17 protein-coding genes and 1 tRNA gene are annotated in these 19,745 nt (G+C 51.6%); 15 read left to right on the top strand and 3 right to left on the bottom strand.

The features are described from left to right. The first annotated feature begins 13 nt into the window (after positions 1–13). From ACIHKT_RS07115 to lepB, 3 genes are read left to right on the top strand one after another with little or no spacing between them, the layout of a single operon-like run. Positions 14–922, top strand: coding sequence for an ABC transporter ATP-binding protein (locus ACIHKT_RS07115; RefSeq protein ID WP_404352204.1), 909 nt, complete (start codon positions 14–16; stop codon positions 920–922). After that, the gene (locus ACIHKT_RS07110) at positions 919–1,740 is read left to right on the top strand and encodes an ABC transporter permease (RefSeq protein WP_086036215.1); all 822 of its coding nucleotides are present in this window, start codon (positions 919–921) and stop codon (positions 1,738–1,740) included. Before ACIHKT_RS07115 ends, ACIHKT_RS07110 begins: the two co-directional genes overlap by 4 nt. 33 nt (positions 1,741–1,773) lie before the next feature. Beyond that, complete coding sequence (gene lepB / locus ACIHKT_RS07105) at positions 1,774–2,376, top strand: signal peptidase I (protein ID WP_086036213.1); 603 nt, start codon at positions 1,774–1,776, stop codon at positions 2,374–2,376. 107 nt (positions 2,377–2,483) lie between these two features. On the opposite strand, the gene ACIHKT_RS07100 is transcribed toward lepB, so the two are convergent. Together ACIHKT_RS07100 and ACIHKT_RS07095 are read right to left on the bottom strand one after the other, a co-directional pair. Further along, positions 2,484–4,577, bottom strand: a complete 2,094-nt coding sequence (locus tag ACIHKT_RS07100) for a glutamine synthetase III (protein WP_404352201.1) — start codon at positions 4,575–4,577, stop codon at positions 2,484–2,486. 344 nt (positions 4,578–4,921) lie between these two features. Next, positions 4,922–5,008 (bottom strand) — tRNA-Leu (locus ACIHKT_RS07095). A 230-nt stretch (positions 5,009–5,238) separates the two neighbouring features. On the opposite strand from ACIHKT_RS07095, the gene ACIHKT_RS07090 reads away from it, so the two are divergent. The 7 genes from ACIHKT_RS07090 to ACIHKT_RS07060 all read left to right on the top strand — a co-directional run bounded on the left by ACIHKT_RS07090 (position 5,239) and on the right by ACIHKT_RS07060 (position 11,858). Next, positions 5,239–6,504, top strand: a complete 1,266-nt coding sequence (locus tag ACIHKT_RS07090) for a bacterial transcriptional activator domain-containing protein (RefSeq protein WP_086036207.1) — start codon at positions 5,239–5,241, stop codon at positions 6,502–6,504. Then, complete coding sequence (locus tag ACIHKT_RS07085) at positions 6,498–6,980, top strand: gamma carbonic anhydrase family protein (RefSeq protein WP_086036205.1); 483 nt, start codon at positions 6,498–6,500, stop codon at positions 6,978–6,980. Before ACIHKT_RS07090 ends, ACIHKT_RS07085 begins: the two co-directional genes overlap by 7 nt. A 95-nt stretch (positions 6,981–7,075) precedes the next feature. Then, entirely contained in the window at positions 7,076–7,939 is an 864-nt protein-coding gene (locus tag ACIHKT_RS07080; RefSeq protein ID WP_086036202.1) for an NAD(P)/FAD-dependent oxidoreductase, read from the top strand. 220 nt (positions 7,940–8,159) lie between these two features. Then, a complete protein-coding gene (locus tag ACIHKT_RS07075) occupies positions 8,160–9,023 on the top strand; it encodes a 4Fe-4S binding protein (protein WP_174192891.1) in 864 nt (287 codons plus the stop codon). 103 nt (positions 9,024–9,126) lie between these two features. Next, positions 9,127–10,131 carry an ABC transporter substrate-binding protein gene (locus tag ACIHKT_RS07070; RefSeq protein ID WP_236858923.1) on the top strand — a complete coding sequence of 335 codons (1,005 nt, stop codon included), beginning with the start codon at positions 9,127–9,129 and terminating at the stop codon, positions 10,129–10,131. Continuing rightward, positions 10,079–11,113, top strand: a complete 1,035-nt coding sequence (locus ACIHKT_RS07065) for a FecCD family ABC transporter permease (protein WP_086036196.1) — start codon at positions 10,079–10,081, stop codon at positions 11,111–11,113. The genes ACIHKT_RS07070 and ACIHKT_RS07065 overlap by 53 nt, the downstream gene beginning before the upstream one ends. Continuing rightward, positions 11,106–11,858, top strand: a complete 753-nt coding sequence (locus tag ACIHKT_RS07060; protein ID WP_086036193.1) for an ABC transporter ATP-binding protein — start codon at positions 11,106–11,108, stop codon at positions 11,856–11,858. Before ACIHKT_RS07065 ends, ACIHKT_RS07060 begins: the two co-directional genes overlap by 8 nt. A gap of 177 nt (positions 11,859–12,035) precedes the next feature. Here the strand turns inward: ACIHKT_RS07060 and dinB are convergent, their stop codons facing one another. Next, complete coding sequence (gene dinB / locus ACIHKT_RS07055; protein WP_404352197.1) at positions 12,036–13,283, bottom strand: DNA polymerase IV; 1,248 nt, start codon at positions 13,281–13,283, stop codon at positions 12,036–12,038. Positions 13,284–13,595: 312 nt separating this feature from the next. On the opposite strand from dinB, the gene ACIHKT_RS07050 reads away from it, so the two are divergent. From ACIHKT_RS07050 to ACIHKT_RS07030, 5 genes are all read left to right on the top strand, one after another. Then, on the top strand, positions 13,596–15,101 hold the full coding sequence (locus ACIHKT_RS07050) for a 4Fe-4S dicluster domain-containing protein (protein WP_086036875.1): 1,506 nt from the start codon (positions 13,596–13,598) through the stop codon (positions 15,099–15,101). Between the two features lie 100 nt (positions 15,102–15,201). Further along, positions 15,202–16,299: an A/G-specific adenine glycosylase gene (gene mutY, locus ACIHKT_RS07045; protein WP_086036874.1), complete on the top strand. Its 1,098-nt coding sequence runs from the start codon at positions 15,202–15,204 to the stop codon at positions 16,297–16,299. 32 nt (positions 16,300–16,331) lie between these two features. Beyond that, complete coding sequence (locus ACIHKT_RS07040; protein ID WP_086036188.1) at positions 16,332–17,093, top strand: NYN domain-containing protein; 762 nt, start codon at positions 16,332–16,334, stop codon at positions 17,091–17,093. A gap of 226 nt (positions 17,094–17,319) precedes the next feature. After that, a complete protein-coding gene (locus ACIHKT_RS07035) occupies positions 17,320–18,423 on the top strand; it encodes a polysaccharide deacetylase family protein (protein ID WP_157658967.1) in 1,104 nt (367 codons plus the stop codon). 243 nt (positions 18,424–18,666) lie between these two features. Continuing rightward, positions 18,667–19,722: an inorganic phosphate transporter gene (locus ACIHKT_RS07030; protein WP_086036182.1), complete on the top strand. Its 1,056-nt coding sequence runs from the start codon at positions 18,667–18,669 to the stop codon at positions 19,720–19,722. The last annotated feature ends 23 nt before the right edge of the window (positions 19,723–19,745 follow it).

The raw sequence follows: 19,745 nt of genomic DNA, 5'->3' as shown, positions 1-19,745 counted from the left end.
GCCGCGGACATTCATGAATGCAATCATTACTGACAGACTGACAAAGTCATATGACCATACAACCAATGCGCTGGATTCACTAACCATCACTGTACCGGAGGGAAAAGCCTGTGCGCTGCTTGGGCCGGACGGTGCAGGCAAGACAACAGTGGTTAAACTGCTGGGCGGGCTGATAACGCCCAGCAGCGGACGCTGTATGGTTATGGAAATAGACCCAGAGAAGAATCCGGCTCGGCTGCACAGTGTGTGCGGTGTTGTGACGCCTTCTGCACACCTGTACGGCTGTATGACCGGACGGGAAAACCTGGCCTTCTTTGGGGAAACCGCTGGCATGACCGCCTCTGACGCACAGGTCCGTGCGGCGGAATTGATGAAGGACTTGGGCATTTGGCAGGCGAGAGAAACGCTGGTGCGTGACTTTCCAAGCGGCGTGATGCAGCGGCTGTCCCTTGCGCGTGCGCTGATGATTCACCCGAAGGTCCTGCTGCTTGACGAGCCTTTTCAGGGGCTGGACCCAGAAAGCACACAGGCAGTGCTCGGTCTGCTGACCGGACTGAAACAGCAGGAGGGATTGACTATTCTGCTGTGTACCCATCACCCGGCCTATGCGCAGCTTTTGTGTACGCAGTTTGGCATTCTGCGGGAGGGTGTTATCCTTGCCGCGGGCGGGACAAAAGAGCTGTGCCGGAAAGCGGAGTGTTCCATACGGGCGGGCGTCTGTCTGCCGGAGCAGGACAGCCTTACTGGATTTATAAAAGGGGCAGATGGCTTCTGGCAGAAGCAAATAGAAAAGGAAAGCGATATGCCGGACCTCCTGCGGGAAATTGTAGCGGCGGGTCATGACGTTTATGAGGCACATCTTTACCGTCCGACGCTTGCGGATGCGTATACCGCTTTGCTGGAAAAGGAGGAATCCCGTTGAAACTGCCGAAATGGATACGAAATGCAGCAAACAGACGCGAAAAAGTATTGATTAAAAAGGATTTTCGGGAAATGTGGCAGAACCTCGGGGTGCGTGCCATGCTGGTAATCGTTCCGCTGCTGTTTGTCGTCTGCCTGCCGATTCTGTTTATGGTGCTGGCCTATATTTTACCGGATTCTAGTATCAAAGATATGCAGCAGATGCGAATACTGCTTTCCGAACGGCAGAGCTATATGAACGACCGACAGGCGCTATTCTATGTGTTTTCCTTTTGCTTGGCACCTATGCTGTACCTGATTGTTGTGCTGATGACAGCCTGTGTCACAGCGGCCAGCAGCTTTGTCGGGGAGAAAGAGCGCGGAACGATTGAAACCTTGTTCCTTACACCGCTGACTACACGAGAGATTTTTCGGGCCAAAGTGTTGGGATGCACGGCGCTGTCCGTGGTTGCTTCGCTGATTTCCTTCATTTTATATGCCATTGTAATGTCAGTGGGGGATATTCTGCTGGGCGTGACTGCATTTTGGGCGGACCCCAGCTGGGCTGTGATGTTTTTCCTGCTGACACCGATTCTCATTCTGTTTGGGGTGTTGTTTATGGTACTGGTTTCCGGGCGCAGCCATAGCTTTCGGGAATCGGTGCAGATATGCGGCTATGTGCTGCTGCCGCTGACGCTGTTGTATGTCGGGCAGTTTTCCGGATTCTTCCGGATGAATGCCGGGCACTATATCCTGCTCAGCGTATTCCTCGCGGTTATGGATTGTATCTTATGGAAAGTGACAATGGCACATTTTACGCTGGAAAAAATGCTGGGTTAAAAATTTTGGTACAGAACAAAAGGAGAGTAAAGAATGCAGCCCGATGAAAAAGAAACAGCCGTTTCCGCTGCCGCTGATGATGTACCGCAGACGCCGGACGCACAGCCGGAACAGGAGTCAGCCCATCCTGACCATAAAATAACAGGTGTTCTGTCGTGGATTATGACTATGGGCATTACGGTTGCAGCGGTTCTGCTGGTTTGCACCTTTATTGCGCGGCCTGGCCGCGTTAGCGGCAATAGTATGCAGAATACCTGCCATGACGGCGATTTTGTTATCCTGTGGGAGCTGAACTATCAGCCGCAGCATGGGGATATTGTTGTGGTAAACAGCAACAATGCGCTTGGGGACAACCTGATTAAACGAGTCATCGGCGTGGGTGGTGATCACATTGTGGTTTCCAACGGCGTGGTTATTCGCAACGGCCAGCGCCTGCAGGAATCCTATGTGAAAGAACAGACGTGGTCCGGCCCCAATGTGGATATTACTGTCCCCAAAGGACAAATGTTTCTTATGGGTGACAACCGGAACCATTCAGCGGACAGCCGCTATATCGGAACGGTCAGTGACAATATCATTGTCGGCAAAGTGACAGTGCGCCTTTTTCCCTTTAACGCCATTCGTACATTTCAGTAGAATAGAAAGCGAAAAGCCGGCAGCGTGCCGGTTTTTTTAATGCTCACTTTTCAGAGAAAAATAAAAGCCGGCACTCCGGAGAGGTTCCGGAACGCCGGCAAATTTGATTAGACATGATAGATGAGGTCGGCGTAGGTGGGGAACGGCCAGTAAGAAGCGCCGGTTAAGGTTTCCATCTTGTCCGCATCGGTGCGCAGGGCGTCCATAGTGGGCAGAACCGTCTCTTTGTAAGCGCGTGCGCTTTCCTCAAAGTCAGTAATGGCAGCAGCGGCGCTGACGTTTTCTTTCAGCTCCTCTGTTTCATCATACACGCTGGCGCTCAGTTCACTCAGCTTTGTTACACGGTCATATTCCACGTGACAGTTCATTTTGGGGTTTAGGGCCTTTTTGTGGGTAAAAGCAAGGCTCAGGTCATCCATGTACTTTTCAACTGCCGGTAGAATTTGCTTATTGGCCATGTCAATCATGGTCAGTGCCTCGATGTTCAGCGTTTTGCTGTAGTTTTCCATAGACACTTCATAGCGGGAGTGCATCTCGCTTTCCGTGAAGATGTGGTGTTTGGCAAAGAGCTTTACATTCTTTTTGTCCAGAAAATGCGGCATAGCATCAACTGTGGTTTTCAGGTTCAGCAGGCCGCGCTTTTCAGCTTCCGCAACCCAGGAATCTGTGTAGCTATCACCATTGAAAACGATGCGCTTGTGTTCTTTAATGGTTTTGCGCACCAGTGTGTCGAGGTCCTTCCGGAAGTCTTTGCTCTTTTCCAGTTTGTCGGCAAACTGCTCCAGTTCTTCGGCGACGATGGTATTCAGCGCGACATTCGGGCCGGAAATGGAAACCGCGGAACCCAGCATACGGAATTCGAATTTATTTCCGGTAAAAGCAAAGGGAGAGGTACGGTTGCGGTCCGTGCTGTCCTTGGGGAAGCGCGGCAGGGTATGTACGCCGACTTTTAGGATTTCCTTGTCCTTCTGGCTGTATGGCTTGCCCTGTTCCAGGCACTTCAGAATTTCCGTGAGCTCGTCGCCGAGGAAGATGCTGATGATAGCCGGTGGGGCTTCGTTTGCGCCCAGACGGTGGTCATTTCCGGGGCTGGCAACCGAAATGCGCAGCAGGTCCTGATACTCATCTACTGCTTTAATGACGGCAACGAGGAACAAAAGGAACTGTGCGTTCTCCATCGGGGAATCACCGGGCTCCAGCAGATTTGTGCCGGTATCGGTGGATAGAGACCAGTTGTTGTGCTTGCCGGAACCGTTGACGCCCTCGAAGGGTTTTTCGTGCAGCAAGCAGTACATTCCATGGCGCTCCGCCACCTTCTTCATGGCTTCCATGGTCAGCTGATTATGATCCGCCGCAACGTTGGTATTGCTAAAGATGGGTGCCAGTTCGTGCTGTGCGGGGGCAACCTCGTTGTGTTCGGTTTTGGCCAGTACGCCCAGTTTCCACAGTTCATTGTCGAGGTCCCTCATAAAGGAGGCAACTTTCAGCTTGATGCTGCCAAAATAGTGGTCCTCCAGTTCCTGGCCGCGCGGCGGGCGAGCACCAAACAGGGTGCGGCCGGTCAGCACGAGGTCCTCACGTTGATTGTATAGGTTCCGGTCGATGAGAAAATATTCCTGTTCCGGACCGACGGTGGAATTGACCTGCTGTGTCTTTGTGTCACCAAACAGGCGCAGAATGCGCAGCGCCTGTTTGTTCAGTGCTTCCATAGAGCGTAGCAGCGGTGTCTTTTTGTCCAGTGCCTCACCGGTGTAGGAACAAAAGACCGTAGGAATATACAGCGTTTTGTCCTTGACAAACGCAAAGCTGGTTGGGTCCCATGCGGTGTAGCCGCGTGCCTCAAAGGTTGCGCGCAGGCCGCCGGAGGGGAAGGAGCTTGCGTCCGGTTCACCACGGACCAGTTCCTTGCCGGAAAACTCCATCAAGACAGAGCCGTCACCGGCAGGGGAGATGAAGCTGTCATGCTTTTCGGCGGTAATGCCGGTCATGGGCTGAAACCAGTGGGTAAAGTGGGTGCATCCTTTTTCCAGTGCCCAGTCCTTCATGGCGCTGGCCACAGTGTTGGCGATGTTGATGTTCAGGCTTTTTCCTTCCTGAATGGTGTTTTCCAGCGCCTTAAATGTTTCACGCGGAAGCCGTTCCTGCATGGTTCGTTCGTCAAAGACCATACTCCCAAAAATTTCCGGTACGCTTGCTGCCATTGTTTCAATCCCTCCAAAAAGTTAATAAAAAAAGCGCAGCGGTTCAAAAACCGCAGCGCCATCGCTGTTATGCCTTGCATTATAGGCCTGCACCGAGCGTTTGTCAATAGAATCTTCTTGTTTTGCAGCAGAAGACTTAAGGATTGTCATTCTCGTTTACTGCACTTGAAAAAATGAAGCGGAAAACTGACAAATATGCAGGAGGTATATATGAATATGCAGAAATGTGGGAAAAAGCGTCGGCACTACAGGTGCACCGCTTATTCGCTGCCGCGCCGGTCTGTTTGACCGCGCGGCATAAAAAAGAGAGTGCACACGTTCAATACGCGTACACTCTTCCACTTTGGTGCCGGTGGTGGGGGTCGAACCCACACGTCATTGCTGACAACGGATTTTGAGTCCGTCTCGTCTGCCAATTCCAACACACCGGCGTTGTTTTTTATTATACCGCAGAGCAACAGAATTTGCAAGCTTTTTGTAAATGAATAAAAAAACAGCGGTCATTCTGCAATGAAAAGAACGCCATTTTTTTGGCAGAATGATAATTGAAAAAATTTTTACAGCATGATAAAATATAAGGAAATTATGGAAATTACGACAAATTTTCAAGGAGAGAAGGCGGCTTCCTCTGAGATATCACAGGATTTTAGGAGGAACCAATATGACAGGACAGCATAAAATTGTTGCAGAAGCACATCTGATGGGAAATTTTTCTCTTACAATCGGGGAAAAGACAATTTCCTGTAAAAAGCGCCGCCCTACTCTGGTATGGCTGTTGCTGGCTATTTTGCTTTATTCACATGAAAAGCCTTTACAGGAAGATGAGCTGATACGGGCGCTGTGGAAATATGAAGTAGACGGTACGGACACAATGAATGCACTGAAAAATTTGGTGTACCGTACACGGGAGCTGCTGTGCCATTCCTTTGGCAGTGAGGCTGGAAAATATATTTTGTTTGACTGTGGCACATACTGCTGGAGCCCGGCACTGGAAACGCACACGGATGTCGACCACTTTCAGCGATTAAATCAAGTCATTCGCATGACGCATTCCGTCACCGAAAAAGGCCAACTCTGCAAAGAAGCAATGCATCTGTATGCAGGTCCGTTTCTGCCCGGCGTGGAACGGTCAACAGACGTACAGGCTATTCGTCATAAACTGGAGGACCGGTATGCGGAATGTACCGCTGCCATGTGCGGTGTGCTGGAACAGCAGAACCAAACGGACAACCTGCCGGAATTCTGCCTGGAGGCACTGAAGCGGGCACCCCTCAACCTGCAGCTGCACCGCCTGACCATTTTCTGTTACCTAAAGGCAGAACGATATTCTGAGGCACTGTCCTATTATAATCAGGTGACGGCTCTGTTTTACCGGGAGAAGGGACAGGACATTTCTCCGGAACTGCGCGACCTTTACCGCCTGATTTCTAAAAATTTCCGACACGCGCCTATGGATATTTCCTCTATCCGCGATGAGCTGCAGGAGCCTTCCCAAATACAAAGTGCCTATTTCTGCGATTTTGAGGCATTTCGCAATCTGTACCGTGTCGATGCCCGTGTCTGTATGCTTAGTCATCAGCCGGCGACCATTGTACTGATGACGCTTGCCAAAACGGACGGTTCGCTGCCGGAACGGGTCAGTGTTATCCGCGAACAAAATGCACTGAAGTCAGCTGCGATGTCTTCTCTGCGCAGTGGTGATGTCATTACTTCCTACAGTGATACGCAGTTTTTGCTTTTATTGCCGCAGACCAATTTGCAGCAGGCGGGGAAGGCTGTTGAAAAAATTCTGAAAAGCTACCATAAACTTTGCCGAAATAAATATCTGCAGGTTCTTCATAAAATGATGCCGGTGAAAGCTGCTCCGCAGGTAGCATCATCTGAGCCGGCAGAAACAAATGAGAGAGAAGATTCTAAGAAATGCTGAATGAAAAAAAGCCGGTTTTGGCACAGGGCGCTGTTGTAACGGGAAACGTTACATTTGGAAAAGACTGTTCAGTTTGGTATAATACAGTTATACGCGGCGATACGGCCCCCATTTCAGTTGGAGAAGGAACGAACATTCAGGACTGCTGTGTCCTGCATGTGGATGAAGGAAGGCCGCTGTACCTAGGAAACGGCGTGACCGTTGGCCATGGTGCTATTCTGCACGGGTGCACTGTAGGTGACAACACAGTCATCGGCATGGGTGCTGTTTTGCTGAACGGCGCCTCCGTTGGAAAGAACTCGATTGTTGCGGCGGGTGCACTGGTGTCGCAGGACCACACATTTCCGGACGGTGTCTTGCTGATGGGCTGCCCGGCAAAGGTAAAACGTGCGCTGACAGAGGAAGAGATTGCAGAAAATCGCCATAATGCGGAACATTATATACAGCAGTCGAAAATCCAGCTGTCGGTGGACTGATATTCTTTACAATTTATGATAAAATAAAATAGAATAAAATAAAGGATACACGCCGGCAGACGCTGCTGAACAGCCGCCGGGCATAGGAGGACAAAATGGAGCAACTGGATACTGCCATTGTTGGGGCCGGACCTGCGGGAATTTCTGCGGCACTCAATGCAAAAATCAGGGGACTGTCCTTTGTATTGTTTGGCAGTCCGGACCACAGTGGGAAAGTCGCCCGGTCGGAACAGATACAAAATTATCCCGGTTTCCCGAATGTTTCGGGACAGCAGCTGACGCAGGCATTCGCGCGTCAGCTGGAGAATATGGATATTGCTGTTACAAAGGAACGTGTTACATCAGTGTACAATATGGGAAATTCCTTCATGCTGCTGGCAGATGAACAGAAAGAGTACACGGCGAAGACGGTCATTTTAGCAATGGGCATGAATGCCGCGGTACAGCTGCCCGGAGAAAAGGATTTTTTGGGGCGCGGCGTCAGTTACTGCGCAACCTGTGACGGAAACTTGTACCGCGGCAAAACGATTGCCGTTGTTTGTGATACACCTGCCATGGAAACAGAAGTGGAGTTCCTTGCGGGGCTGGCTGGAAAGATGTACTATCTGCCGCTGTTCCAGACATCACAGTTTCAGAGGCCCAATGTGGAACGGCTTTCTGCGAAAATCCGAAAAATTACAGGGGACAGCCGTGTGACGGGGCTGGAACTGACAGATGGAAGCAGCCTGCCGGTGGATGGCATCTTTTTCTTAAAACAGGCGCTTCCTCCAATGGCACTTCTGCAGGGACTAAAAATGCAGGACCGACATATTGCGGTGGACCGGCAGATGCGTACCAATGTTTCAGGCTGTTTTGCTGCGGGTGACTGCACCGGCCGGCCGTACCAAATTGCAAAAGCCGTAGGAGAGGGAAACACCGCTCTGCACGCTGTGCTGGAGGACCTTGCCGGCCGCGGATAATTACGAAAAGCCTTTATTCCTGCCTGTTTTCCAAATGCGGGCAGGATTTTTTTATGAGTAGGCGAAGAACAGGCTGCTAAAAACATCCTTGCTATTTTCGACAATATGGCTTATGATTTCATTGTCGAGGGCAGAAGTCTGTTCGTTTTCCAAAGACTTCTGCAGTAAAAAATAATATTGGTCATATTAGGATGACCGATGGCGAAGGAGGACACAAACAATGAACGTTGATTATGCAGCATTGAAAAAAGACGGCTTTATGCTCCAAAAACAGAAAGACTGCTTTTCTATGCGGCTGCATACCTCAGGCGGATATTTGTCTATTGAGCAGATGAAAACGATTTATGGAATTGCCGAGCGGTACGGAAAGGGCTATGTTCACCTCACTTCCCGCCAAGGAGTAGAAATTCCATTTATTAAACTGCAGGACATTGCGGCTGTCCGCAAAGAACTGCAGGAAGGCGGCATGGAACAGGGTGCCTGCGGTCCCCGTGTGCGCACCATTACTGCCTGTCAGGGCAGCACGGTTTGCCCGAACGGCCTAATTGATACACAGAAACTGGCTAAGAAACTGGACGAGCGCTATTACTGCCGTGACCTGCCCCATAAATTTAAGATTGGTATTACGGGCTGCTGCAATAACTGCCTGAAAACGGAAGAAAATGACCTTGGCATTAAGGGCTGTTTGATTCCATCATGGAATGAGCAGGACTGTATCTACTGTGGTGCCTGTGCAAAGGTCTGCCCTAATCAGTGCATTGCGGTTGACAAGGAAGCCAAAATGGTTACGATTGACCGGGACAAGTGCAGAAAGTGCGGCAAATGCGTCCGGTCCTGCCCGAAAAAGGCGTGGACAGGAAAAGTAGGTTACCAGTTGAACTTTGGCGGCACATTCGGGAACCACTTCCGCAAGGGCCAGCAGCTGCTGCCAATTTTGTACAGTGAGGAGCAGGTCATTCGGGCGGCGGATGCGGCACTCGATTATTTTCAGAAAAACGGCCGGCCGCATGAGCGCCTTGCCCTGATGCTGGAACGCGTCGGAACGGACGGCTTGGTTGAAACGCTGCAGGAAGCAGTGCGGTAAAATCTATTTGCAGACAAGAATAGAAGAAAGAAAAGTGCACGGAAAGCAGATGCTGCTTTTTGCGGCACTTTCCTTTTATGGGGAAAAGAGAGGACTGGGTGTTTTGCGTATCAAAATCTTTACACGGGCCATGTGCGGTGTGCTGGCGGCAGCGCTCCTTGCCGGATGTGGTACGGCGGCTGCTTCATCTGCAGTTTCTTCCTCGGCAGCACCGGTGAAAAGTGCTGTGTCAGCGGATAGCTCCACACAGCGGATAGTCACGTTTCAGGACGCTCTTGGCTATACCGTTTCCGTAAAGTCGTGGAAACGGGTGGTGGCGGCTTACGGCAGCTTTGCAGAAACATGGAAATTGGCGGGTGGCAGCGTGGTGGGCGTGACCAGCGATGCCATAGAAGAAAAACGAGTGCAAAAGACGGACGGTCTGCAGGTCGTCGGTTCGGTCGAAAAGCCAAATCTTGAAAAAATTTTGGCAGCTTCACCGGACTTTGTCCTTCTTTCGGCCAGCCTGCCGGAACATACTAAGCTGCACGCTGCTTTGACGAAAGCGGGTATCCCGCACGCTTATTTTCGTGTGGAAACCTTTACAGATTATCTTTCTATGCTGCAGCAGCTTTGCAGCATGACCGGCCGGTCGGACCTTTACCACAAAAACGGGCTGGAGGTACAGGAACATATACAGAAAATCATCCACACCGTGCAGGGCCAGCCCAAGCCGACGGCACTTCTTATCCGAGCCTATTCAACCAATGCAACGGTCAAAGGGGAAAACTCCATGACAGGCGCCATGCTGAAAGACTTGGGCGCGGTGAACGTTGCCACGAACCACAAAAACTTGTTGGAAAATCTGAGTATGGAGTCCATTCTGTCTGCCAATCCGGATTTCATTTTTACAGTAACTATGGGGAAGAGTGACGCAAAGGCGCAGGCGCACCTAAAGCAGACGCTGCAGTCAAACCCCGGCTGGGCAAGCCTTTCGGCTGTCAAGAATAAGCGGTATTATCAGCTGCCGAAGGACCTGTTCCACTATAAACCAAATGACCGCTGGGGGGAAAGCTATGCCTATCTCGCAAAAATCCTCTACCCGAAACTCGCGTCCCAAATCTCATAACCGAACAGCGCTGCTGCTGATGGCTGTCGCCGCCGCGGCTGCAGTACTGCTGAGCTTGTGCTGCGGCAGTCAGCCTTATTCCCTGCAGCAGATGATTTTCGCGGTGTCCCACCGGGATACGGACAGCACAGTGTGGCAGGTCCTTGTCAATGTACGTGTACCGCGTACGCTTGCGGCGGGACTGGCGGGATGTGCCCTGGCGGTTGCTGGTGCGGTCATTCAGGCAGTTCTCAACAACGCCATGGCAAGCCCAAATGTGATTGGCATCAATGCAGGCGCAGGCTTTTTTGGCCTGTTGGCGGCGGTATTTGCTCCGCCGGCGATGGGACTGGTGCCCATTTCCTCTTTTTTGGGTGCCTTTTGTACGGCTCTTTTTATCTATGCGCTGGCTGTTCGTGCGGCCTTTTCCCGTACAGTGCTGATATTGGCGGGCATTGCGGTGGGCAGTATGCTGACAGCGGGCATTAACACCATTACCCTGCTGGAACCGAACGCAGTGGCCAGCTCCAGCAGCTTTATGCTGGGCGGCTTTTCCGGTGTTGCACTGGAAAATGTTCAATCCGCTTTCTTTTATATTCTGGTAGGATTGCTGCTGGCCGGATTCCTTGCGGAAAATTTAGATGTACTGCAGCTGGGGGAGGAAAGTGCCGCTAGCCTGGGGCTAAATGTACAGCGGACACGCTTTCTTGCCATCTTGGCGGCGGCTTTGCTGGCAGGTGCCGCGGTCAGTTTCGCGGGCCTGTTAAGCTTTGTGGGCCTTTTGGTGCCGCATATTGTTCGGCGCTTGGTGGGCGGCCGGAATGTCTGGGTGCTGCCGGCCTGTGCGCTGTCCGGAACAGCGTTTGTGCTGCTGTGTGATACACTGGCGCGGGTGATATTTGCGCCTTTTGAATTCCCAGTGGGAATTATCCTGTCGCTGCTGGGTGGTCCGTTTTTTCTCAGCCTGCTGCTGCGGCACAGAAAGGGCCGATTGTATGATTGATTTTTGTCACGCAAAAGTGGGGTATCCGGAGCGGGCAGTTTTGTCCGACCTCACCTTTTCCATACCGAAAGGACAAATTACATCACTGATCGGGCCGAATGGCTGCGGCAAAACCACTTTGCTGCGGACCATCGCCCGTCAGCTGCCGCCGCTTGATGGCAGCATTACGCTGGGTGGACGCCTGCTGTCCGACTTCAGCCGGAACGAGTTTGCCCGCACGGTTTCTTATCTGCCGCAGGTGCGCAGGCTGCCTGCCATTACGGTCCGGCAGCTGGTCAGTCACGGACGCTTTCCGTACCTCGGTTTTTCCCGCAGAATGCGGGAAAAAGACCGGGAGGCAGTGGATACCGCCATGCGGGAAACCGGCATTTTTAAGTGGGCCGACCGTGACCTGCGGGAACTTTCCGGCGGAGAAAGGCAGCGGGTGTATGTCGCTATGGCACTGGCACAGGATACAGATATTATTCTGCTGGATGAGCCAACCACATATTTGGACCTGCACCGTCAGTTTGAACTGCTGGGCCTTTTGACAGAGCTGAACCGACGGGGCAAAACGATTGTTATGGTTCTGCACGAACTGTCATTGGTTCTGCGGTACAGTCATCAGGTTGCACTGCTGTTCAATGGACGGCTGGAAGACTTCGATACACCGGAAGCACTGGTGAAGTCTGGGCAGATTGACCGTGTCTTTGGGGTGCATACCTGCAGGGTCGGGGACGGTTATTTTTTTACACCGAATTTATAAAAAAGCTCCTGCCGCTGGCGGGAGCTTTTTTGTGTAAAGAGATCGGCAGAATAATTCTTTCTATCTGCAAATAACGGAATTTTATTTTTATGAATAACGCATAAAAAAGGCAAAAATAAAATTGACATTTCAGCAGTAATCCTCTATGATAAAAGAGTAGGATCAGAAGAGAAAAAGTCAATTCTTCTTTTCTGCGGCAGGTGGCAGGGCACAGATGCTCCCGGAGGAGGTGCCGCTCAGCTGTGTGTCTTCCAACAGGACCGCAGGCTGTACACAGGCATTCCCGTAGCGCTTTTTCAGGCCGTCCAATGTGGCGTCCAGATTTTCAGCGCGCATTCGTTTCTTTTCGTCCCGGAACAGGCTAGTTTGTATGTTCTGTCCTGCCGGCAGCAGATCCGAAACCGTAATGCCCACACTGCGCACTGGCAGCGACCAGTGATAGTTTGAGCAGAAGAGCTGGTAGGCGCTTTCGGCAATTTCACGGGTGATGTTGGTATACTGCGGACAGGTGTGCTGTCGGGTAAATGTGTGCAGGTGCGTGTCGCGTACGCTGATGGAAACCGTGCGTGCAGAAAATCCCTGTTCCCGCAGGCGATGAGCAACGCTGTCCGCGAGAACCAGAAAAACGACTTTCACGTCTGTATTGCAGGTTAGGTCACGCGGGGTTGTGGTGGAGTTGCCGATGGATTTAACGGCGGAACGGCTTCCCCAGCGTTCCACAGGGGACGTGTCCAGTCCGTTGGCATAGCTCCACAGCAGCGGCCCGCTTTTTCCGAAGCGTGCCTGCAGTACTTTCGGCGGCATGGCCGCCAGGTCACCGATGGTGTGCACACCGTATTCCAGCAGTTTTTGCTGGGTGGCTCGGCCGACAAACAGCAGGTTGCTGACCGGCAGCGGCCAGATTCGGCTTTTCCAGTTGTCTCGCAGAAAGGCCGTGGTGGCATTTGGCTTCTTGTAATCACTGCCCAGCTTGGCGAAAACTTTGTTCCAGCTGACACCGACGCTGACGGTAATGCCCAGTTCCTGATGAACGCGGCACCGCAGTTCGTCTGCCAGCCGGACACCCTCCCGCGGAGAGGAAACGCTGCCGGTCACATCCAGCCACGCTTCATCCAGACCAAATGGTTCTACCATATCGGTATACTGCAGGTAAAGCTGCCTTGCACGGTCGGAAAATTTTCGGTACAGTGCAAAACGCGGCGGCAGCACAGCAAGATCCGGACACTTTCGACGTGCCTGCCACAGTGCTTCACCGGTCTTTATGCCGCAGTCCTTAGCTGGCTGGTTTTTGGTCAAAATGATGCCGTGCCGTCGCCGGGGGTCGCCGCCCACCGCAAAGGGGCGGTTCCGCAGCTCCGGATGGTACAGCATTTCTACAGAGGCATAGAAACAGTTACAGTCACTATGCAGGATGATACGATCCAAACTGAGTTCCTCCTTTTTTCAGAGCAAAGGACATTAGAACAAACGTTTCACACTTATCATAACACAAGAGGGGCGGTTCGGCAATCCCTTTTGTGGGGACCAACATGGTGAAAATATGTTATTTTTTATAAAGAATGCCTTCAAAATCATCCGGCTTTTAAAAAAGTAAATTTTTAAAGACAAATGCCTCTGCATTTGTTATAATAAAAACAAAGGAATGTGATAGAAGCATACTCGCTGTATAAAACGGCTTTTCCTGTGCTGTCTTTCAGCTTTTCAAGTTTATTAAAAAAGGAGAATATATCAATGGCTATTAGAGGCATACACTCACCTGTTACCGATATCCGCCGCAAGGTCTTTACTGAGGTGGCACGTCTTGCTTATGAGGGTGGAGATTATTCGCGTATCGAAGAACTCCCTTATAAAATTGTCCCTGGAAATGATGCCAGCTACCGTACCAGTGTCTTTTTGGAGCGTGCCATTGTCGGTGAACGTCTGCGGCTTGCCATCGGCCTGCCGCTGCGTCCAGCGGACCAGCATGCCCCCATTTCGGACGGCATTGTGGAAAGTGCGATTGCAGAGAAGTACTATGACCCGCCGCTGGTGAACGTGATCAAGTTTGCCTGCAACGCCTGCCCGGAAAAATCCGTTCATATTACAGAAATGTGCCAGAACTGTCTGGACCACCCCTGCCGGGAAGTCTGCCCCCGTCACGCTATCAGCGGTGAAAACGGAAAGAGTGTTATCGACCAAGAACTCTGTGTAAAGTGCGGCCGGTGCGTCAACGTGTGCCCGTACCATGCTATCATCCATATAGAGCGCCCGTGTGCGGCGGCCTGCGGCATGAACGCTATTTCTTCCGATGAGTACGGCCATGCAACCATCGACTATGACAAGTGTGTTTCCTGCGGCCAGTGCCTGGTCAGCTGCCCGTTCGGCGCTATTTCGGACAAGGGTCAGATTTTCCAGGTTATCCACGCTATTAAAGAAGAGGGCGAGATTTACGCCGCAATCGCACCGGCCTTTGTCGGACAGTTTGGTCCGGAAATGACACCGGAAAAACTGCGTGCTTCGTTCCAAAAGCTTGGTTTCACCGATGTGGCAGAAGTTGCGGTCGGCGCTGACCTCTGTACACTGGAGGAAGCGCATGATTTCCTCGACAAGGTTCCGGAGAAACTGCCATTCCTCGCAACCTCCTGCTGCCCGGCGTGGTCGGTTATGGCAAAGAAGGAATTCCCGCAATTCGCTCCCCGCATTTCTATGGCGCTTACGCCAATGGTCCTGACAGCACGCCTGCTGAAAAAAGAGCATCCGAACTGCAAGGTGGTCTTTGTTGGCCCCTGTGCCGCAAAGAAGCTGGAAGCCAGCCGCCGCTCTATCCGCAGTGATGTCGACTTTGTGTTGACGTTTGAGGAAGTCATGGGTATGTTCGAGGCGCGCGGCGTCGATTTGGTCGCGGCACTGCCGGACAGCCAGCTGAACGAAGGCACAGCGGCCGGCCGTGGATTTGCTGTCAGCGGCGGTGTGGCTAAGGCTGTTGTAGATGTTATTAAGAAGATTGACCCGGACCGTGACATAAAGGTACAGGCGGCACAGGGACTGCGGGAATGCCGCCAGATGCTACGCGTGGCAAAGGCCGGTAAATACGACGGCTATCTGCTGGAAGGCATGGCATGCCCCGGCGGCTGTGTAGCTGGTGCGGGAACACTGCAGCCCGTTGCAAAGTCTTCTGTACAGGTAAAGCAGTATGCCAGTAAGGCAGACAAAAAGAACGCATTGGAAAGCCCCTACGAAGATATTGCGGACAAGCTGGACTGAGTTTTCTGCATCATCTGTACACAAGAAAAAACAAAAGTGCCTTGTCCGGCAGTGCCGGCGGGGCACTTTTTTAGAGGCAAAGGAGGACAAAAACGGCAGAATGCAGAAAATGAAACGAATTGTACAGCCGCTGCTTAGGTGGTTCCAGCGGAATGCACGGGACCTGCCGTGGCGGCATCATCCCACACCGTACCGAGTCTGGATATCCGAAATTATGCTGCAGCAGACACGTGTGGAAGCGGTAAAAGGATATTTTGAGCGCTTTTTGAAGGCGGCACCGGATATTCCTTCCCTGGCGGCACTTCCGGAGGAACGGCTGCTGAAGCTGTGGGAAGGGCTGGGCTATTATTCCCGCGCCCGTAACCTGCAGAAAGCGGCAAAGGTAGCTGTCGAAAAATACGGTGGACGATTGCCTGCTTCCTATCCGGAACTGCTGACACTGCCGGGAATTGGTCCCTATACTGCCGGTGCCATTGCGTCCATTGCGTTTCACCTGCCGGTTCCGGCGGTGGACGGCAATGTCCTGCGGGTGTGGATGCGTTTGACAGCGGACAGTGCCGATATTTCGGACCCCACCGTCAAGCGCTGCGTAGAAGCGGGCGTTCAGGCAATTCTGCCGGAAGAGCACAGCGGTGATTTTAATCAGGCAATGATGGAACTGGGTGCCACTGTTTGTGTACCGAATGCGCCGCCAAAGTGTGAAAGCTGTCCGCTGGCGGAGCTGTGTGCGGCACATACTGCCGGCGGAGAACAGCAGTATCCGGTGAAGAAGCCAAAGCCGCCGCGCCGAATAGAACAGCGGACACTTTTTTTGCTGCAGCAGGGGGGACGTTTGGCACTGCGCCGCCGGCCGCCAAGGGGACTGCTGGCTTCCATGTGGGAACTGCCCAGCGAGAATGGTGCGCTGGACCAGCGGCAGGCGGTGCAGGCTGTGCGTGCGATGGGGTTGGAGCCGGTCCGTCTGCTTCCGCTTCCGCCGGCTAAACATATTTTCACCCATATCGAGTGGCACATGACGGGCTGGCGTGTCCTGCTGGCTCCGCCTGTATCGGCGCCGGACCTTGTGTGGGCCAGTATAGAAGAACTGCGGGAACGCTATCCGCTTCCCAGTGCTTTCCGTCCCTATCTCAACGCTTTTTTGGAAAAAACAGAGCAGAGCGGGGACACAAATGCATATTCCGCACAGCGGAAACAATAAAATAAAAGAGTGTGTTAAAAAGGAGGAAAGCTATGCAAGATGAAAAAAGGTTCGCTGTCCTTATCGACGCGGACAATGTTTCGGGCAAATATGTCCGATATATTCTGGATGAAATCAGCAACAATGGTGTTGCAACGTATAAGCGCATTTACGGGGACTGGACAAAGCCTTCCCTCGCTTCCTGGAAAAATGTGCTGCTGGAGAATTCTATTATTCCGTTTCAGCAGTACGGCTATACAGCAGGGAAGAGTTCGACCGATTCGGCCATGATTATTGACGCGATGGATATTCTGTATTCCGGTCATGTGGATGGTTTTTGTTTGGTTTCCAGCGACAGCGACTTTACCCGTTTGGCGGCCCGCCTGCGGGAGGGCGGAATGGTTGTAATCGGCATGGGCGAAAAAAAGACACCGGCGCCCTTTATTGCGGCGTGCAACAAATTCCGCTATTTGGAAGTGCTGGAGCAGCAGGCGGAAGAGAATGAAAAAGCCTCGGATGCTCCGACCAAACCGGAAATGGTGCCGCCGGACAAAATTATTAACAGCATCTATAATATGGTGCGGGATAACGCCGATGAGGACGGCCGTGTGCTGATTGGCGATGTAGGAAATATGTTGGTGCGCCGCTATCCGGATTTTGATGTGCGAAACTACGGCTTTAAAAAGCTGAGCCAGTTTATCGGTTCCCTGGATATGTTTGATGTTGTTAGTGTGCTGGCAGAAAACGGCCGCAACCGCATTTATTATGTTATGGAAAAATCCATTCCCCGCCGGAAACCGAAGATACATGTGTGACCGGTGCGAAAACAAATTTTTTATTGCCGCGAGTAACAAATCTTTAACTGGTATTTTATTCTGGTCCGCTTTATAATGAGTATGTACACATACGTTCCAGAAAATGTTCATTCATGGGTAAATTCCCCTGTAAGCAAAGCAACCATTTTCCGGACAGATGAAAACAGCCTGCCCATTTTGACGGCAGATGCGCTGTACAACGCAAAAAGGAAGTAGAGTAGAGAAAATGTCAGAGAGAAAAAAAGTGAGTGCGGTCGAGCGGCAGAAAAAGCGCACAAGACGCCACGCCGCAATTGTTCTAATCTGTATTGTATTGGTTGCGGCGCTTGCCGGTGGTACTTATGGAATTACCCGTCTGTTGGTGCACCCGAAAACGGGAACAGCAGTGTCTTCCTCTGCCGTTTCCAAGGCGTCCACTGCGAAAGATTCTTCCACCTCGGCTTCTTCTGCTGCGGCTGCTTCTTCCGCACAGGCCTTTGAGGTCAACAAGACTGGCCTGACGGGATATCAGGCGCTGTATCCGGACCTGTATGCAAAGACAAAGGTTGGTCAGTGGAAAGATGCCGCCGATAAAACCGTGTACCTCACCTTCGATGACGGCCCGAGTGACCTGACCCCGCAGCTGCTGGAGGTCCTGAAGAAGAACAATGTCAAAGCAGCCTTTTTCATCACTCATCAGCCGGAACAGCAGAAAGACCCGAACTATGATAAATACCTAAAGGAAATTTATGATTCTGGCTGCACCTGTGCTGTGCACAGCGCCTGCCATAACTACCGGAAAATTTATGCTTCTCCGGAAGCATACCTTTCTGATTTCAACAATATGTACCAGATACTGAAGAAAGCAACCAATGACCATGTGGCACCATTCTTCCGCTTCCCTGGCGGCAGCAACAACCCCATTATGTCCACTTCCACACGCAAGGCAATCATTCAGGAAATGACCAGACGCGGTTTCTTCTTCTATGACTGGGACGTCGACTCAAAAGATGCACAGGGTGCAGACGCCAGCGGTATTTACGCAAACTCCATTCGCGGAATGCAGGAGGGCGGGAACATTATCCTCATGCACAATACGTCGGTGAAAAAAGCTACCCTCAGCGAAGTGGAGAACATCATTCAGTATGGCAAGCAGAACGGCTATACGTTTAAGCCACTGGATGGGACATTGGACCCGAGTATGTACGGATTCTCGAACCAGTATTTCATTCCGCTGCTGAAAGGCAATCCGAACTTTAAGCTCAGCACAAAGCATGAAGCACGGTTTGCCTCTCTGCTGAACAATGGCACTTCCGTCTCCGGCGCAGGCGTTTCCAGCGCAGGCAACTGAATCAGAATAGTTTGGCACTGTCCACAGATGGACAGTGCTTTTTTCTGCTTTTCAGCGAAAAATCAAAGATAGATATAATAAAAATAGCAGCTAAATATAGCTGAGCATCATGCATGAAGTGGGCACCTGAATATGCAACTTTTGCTTGTATATTGGCGAAAAACATGATATGATAAATCTGCTAATTAAAAATAGGTTAAAAACAGGTTAAGATGACCTGCAGCGAGGAGAAAAGGACCTGCCATGATTACTTTTTCCACTTTTCTGCAGCAGATTGCCAGCAATCCGCCGTTCCTTATTACGGTGCTGCTTGTTTTAGCTGCAATTATGGTCAACGGTGGTACAGATGCGCCGAATGCGATTGCTACAACCGTTTCTACACGTTCCATGTCGCCGCGGGCGGCAATTGGAATGGCGGCTGTCTGCAATCTATTGGGCATTATCATTATGACTCGGCTGTGTCCCACTGTTGCTGAAACCATTTATAAAATGGTCGACTTTGGCACGGATTCACACAACGCCCTTATCGCGCTGTGCGCTGCTATGATTGCGATTGTTGTATGGGGCGGCGTCGCGTGGGCCTTTGGTATTCCTACCAGCCAGAGTCACTCGCTGATAGCTGGCCTGACGGGCGCTGCGATTGCTGTACACAATGGACTGAATGGTATCCACTGGAACGAGTGGGTGAAGGTCCTGTATGGGCTGGCATTGTCCGCTGTACTTGGCTTTGGGCTGGGCTGGCTTATCTGCAAGCTGACCGAAGTAATCTGCCGCAATATGGACCGCCGCAAAACGGGACATTTCTTTAAGGGTGCACAGATTTTCGGTGGTGCAACGATGGCTTTCATGCACGGCGCGCAGGATGGGCAGAAGTTTATCAGCGTGTTCCTGATGGGCCTTCTGCTGGCAAACGGCCATACGGCTTCCGCCGGGGCACAGCTGCAGATTCCATTTTGGATTATGGTTATTTGTTCTTTGGCTATGGCACTGGGTACTGCGACTGGCGGCTACCGCATTATTAAGTCCGTGGGCATGAATATGGTCAAGCTGGAACGCTACCAGGGCTTTGCGGCAGATATGGCCGGCGCTGTGTGTCTGCTGATTTCCAGCCTGACCGGCTGGCCAGTCAGCACAACGCATACCAAAACAACAGCCATCATGGGTGTAGGTGCTGCCAAACGAATGTCAGCAGTTAACTGGGGTGTGGCGAAAGATATGGCCATGACATGGATTATGACATTCCCCGGCTGTGGTCTGATTGGCTATGTTGTGTCTAAAGTGCTTATCGCAGTTCTCTGATTTTTCAATTACTCTGTAAAAAA

The sequence above is a fragment of the Caproicibacterium sp. XB2 genome (assembly GCF_044880635.1).
GTDB lineage: Bacteria > Bacillota > Clostridia > Oscillospirales > Acutalibacteraceae > Caproicibacterium > Caproicibacterium lactatifermentans.
The sequence above is the reverse complement of the archived record's forward strand: the minus strand, read 5'-3'. Positions and strand labels throughout refer to the sequence as shown.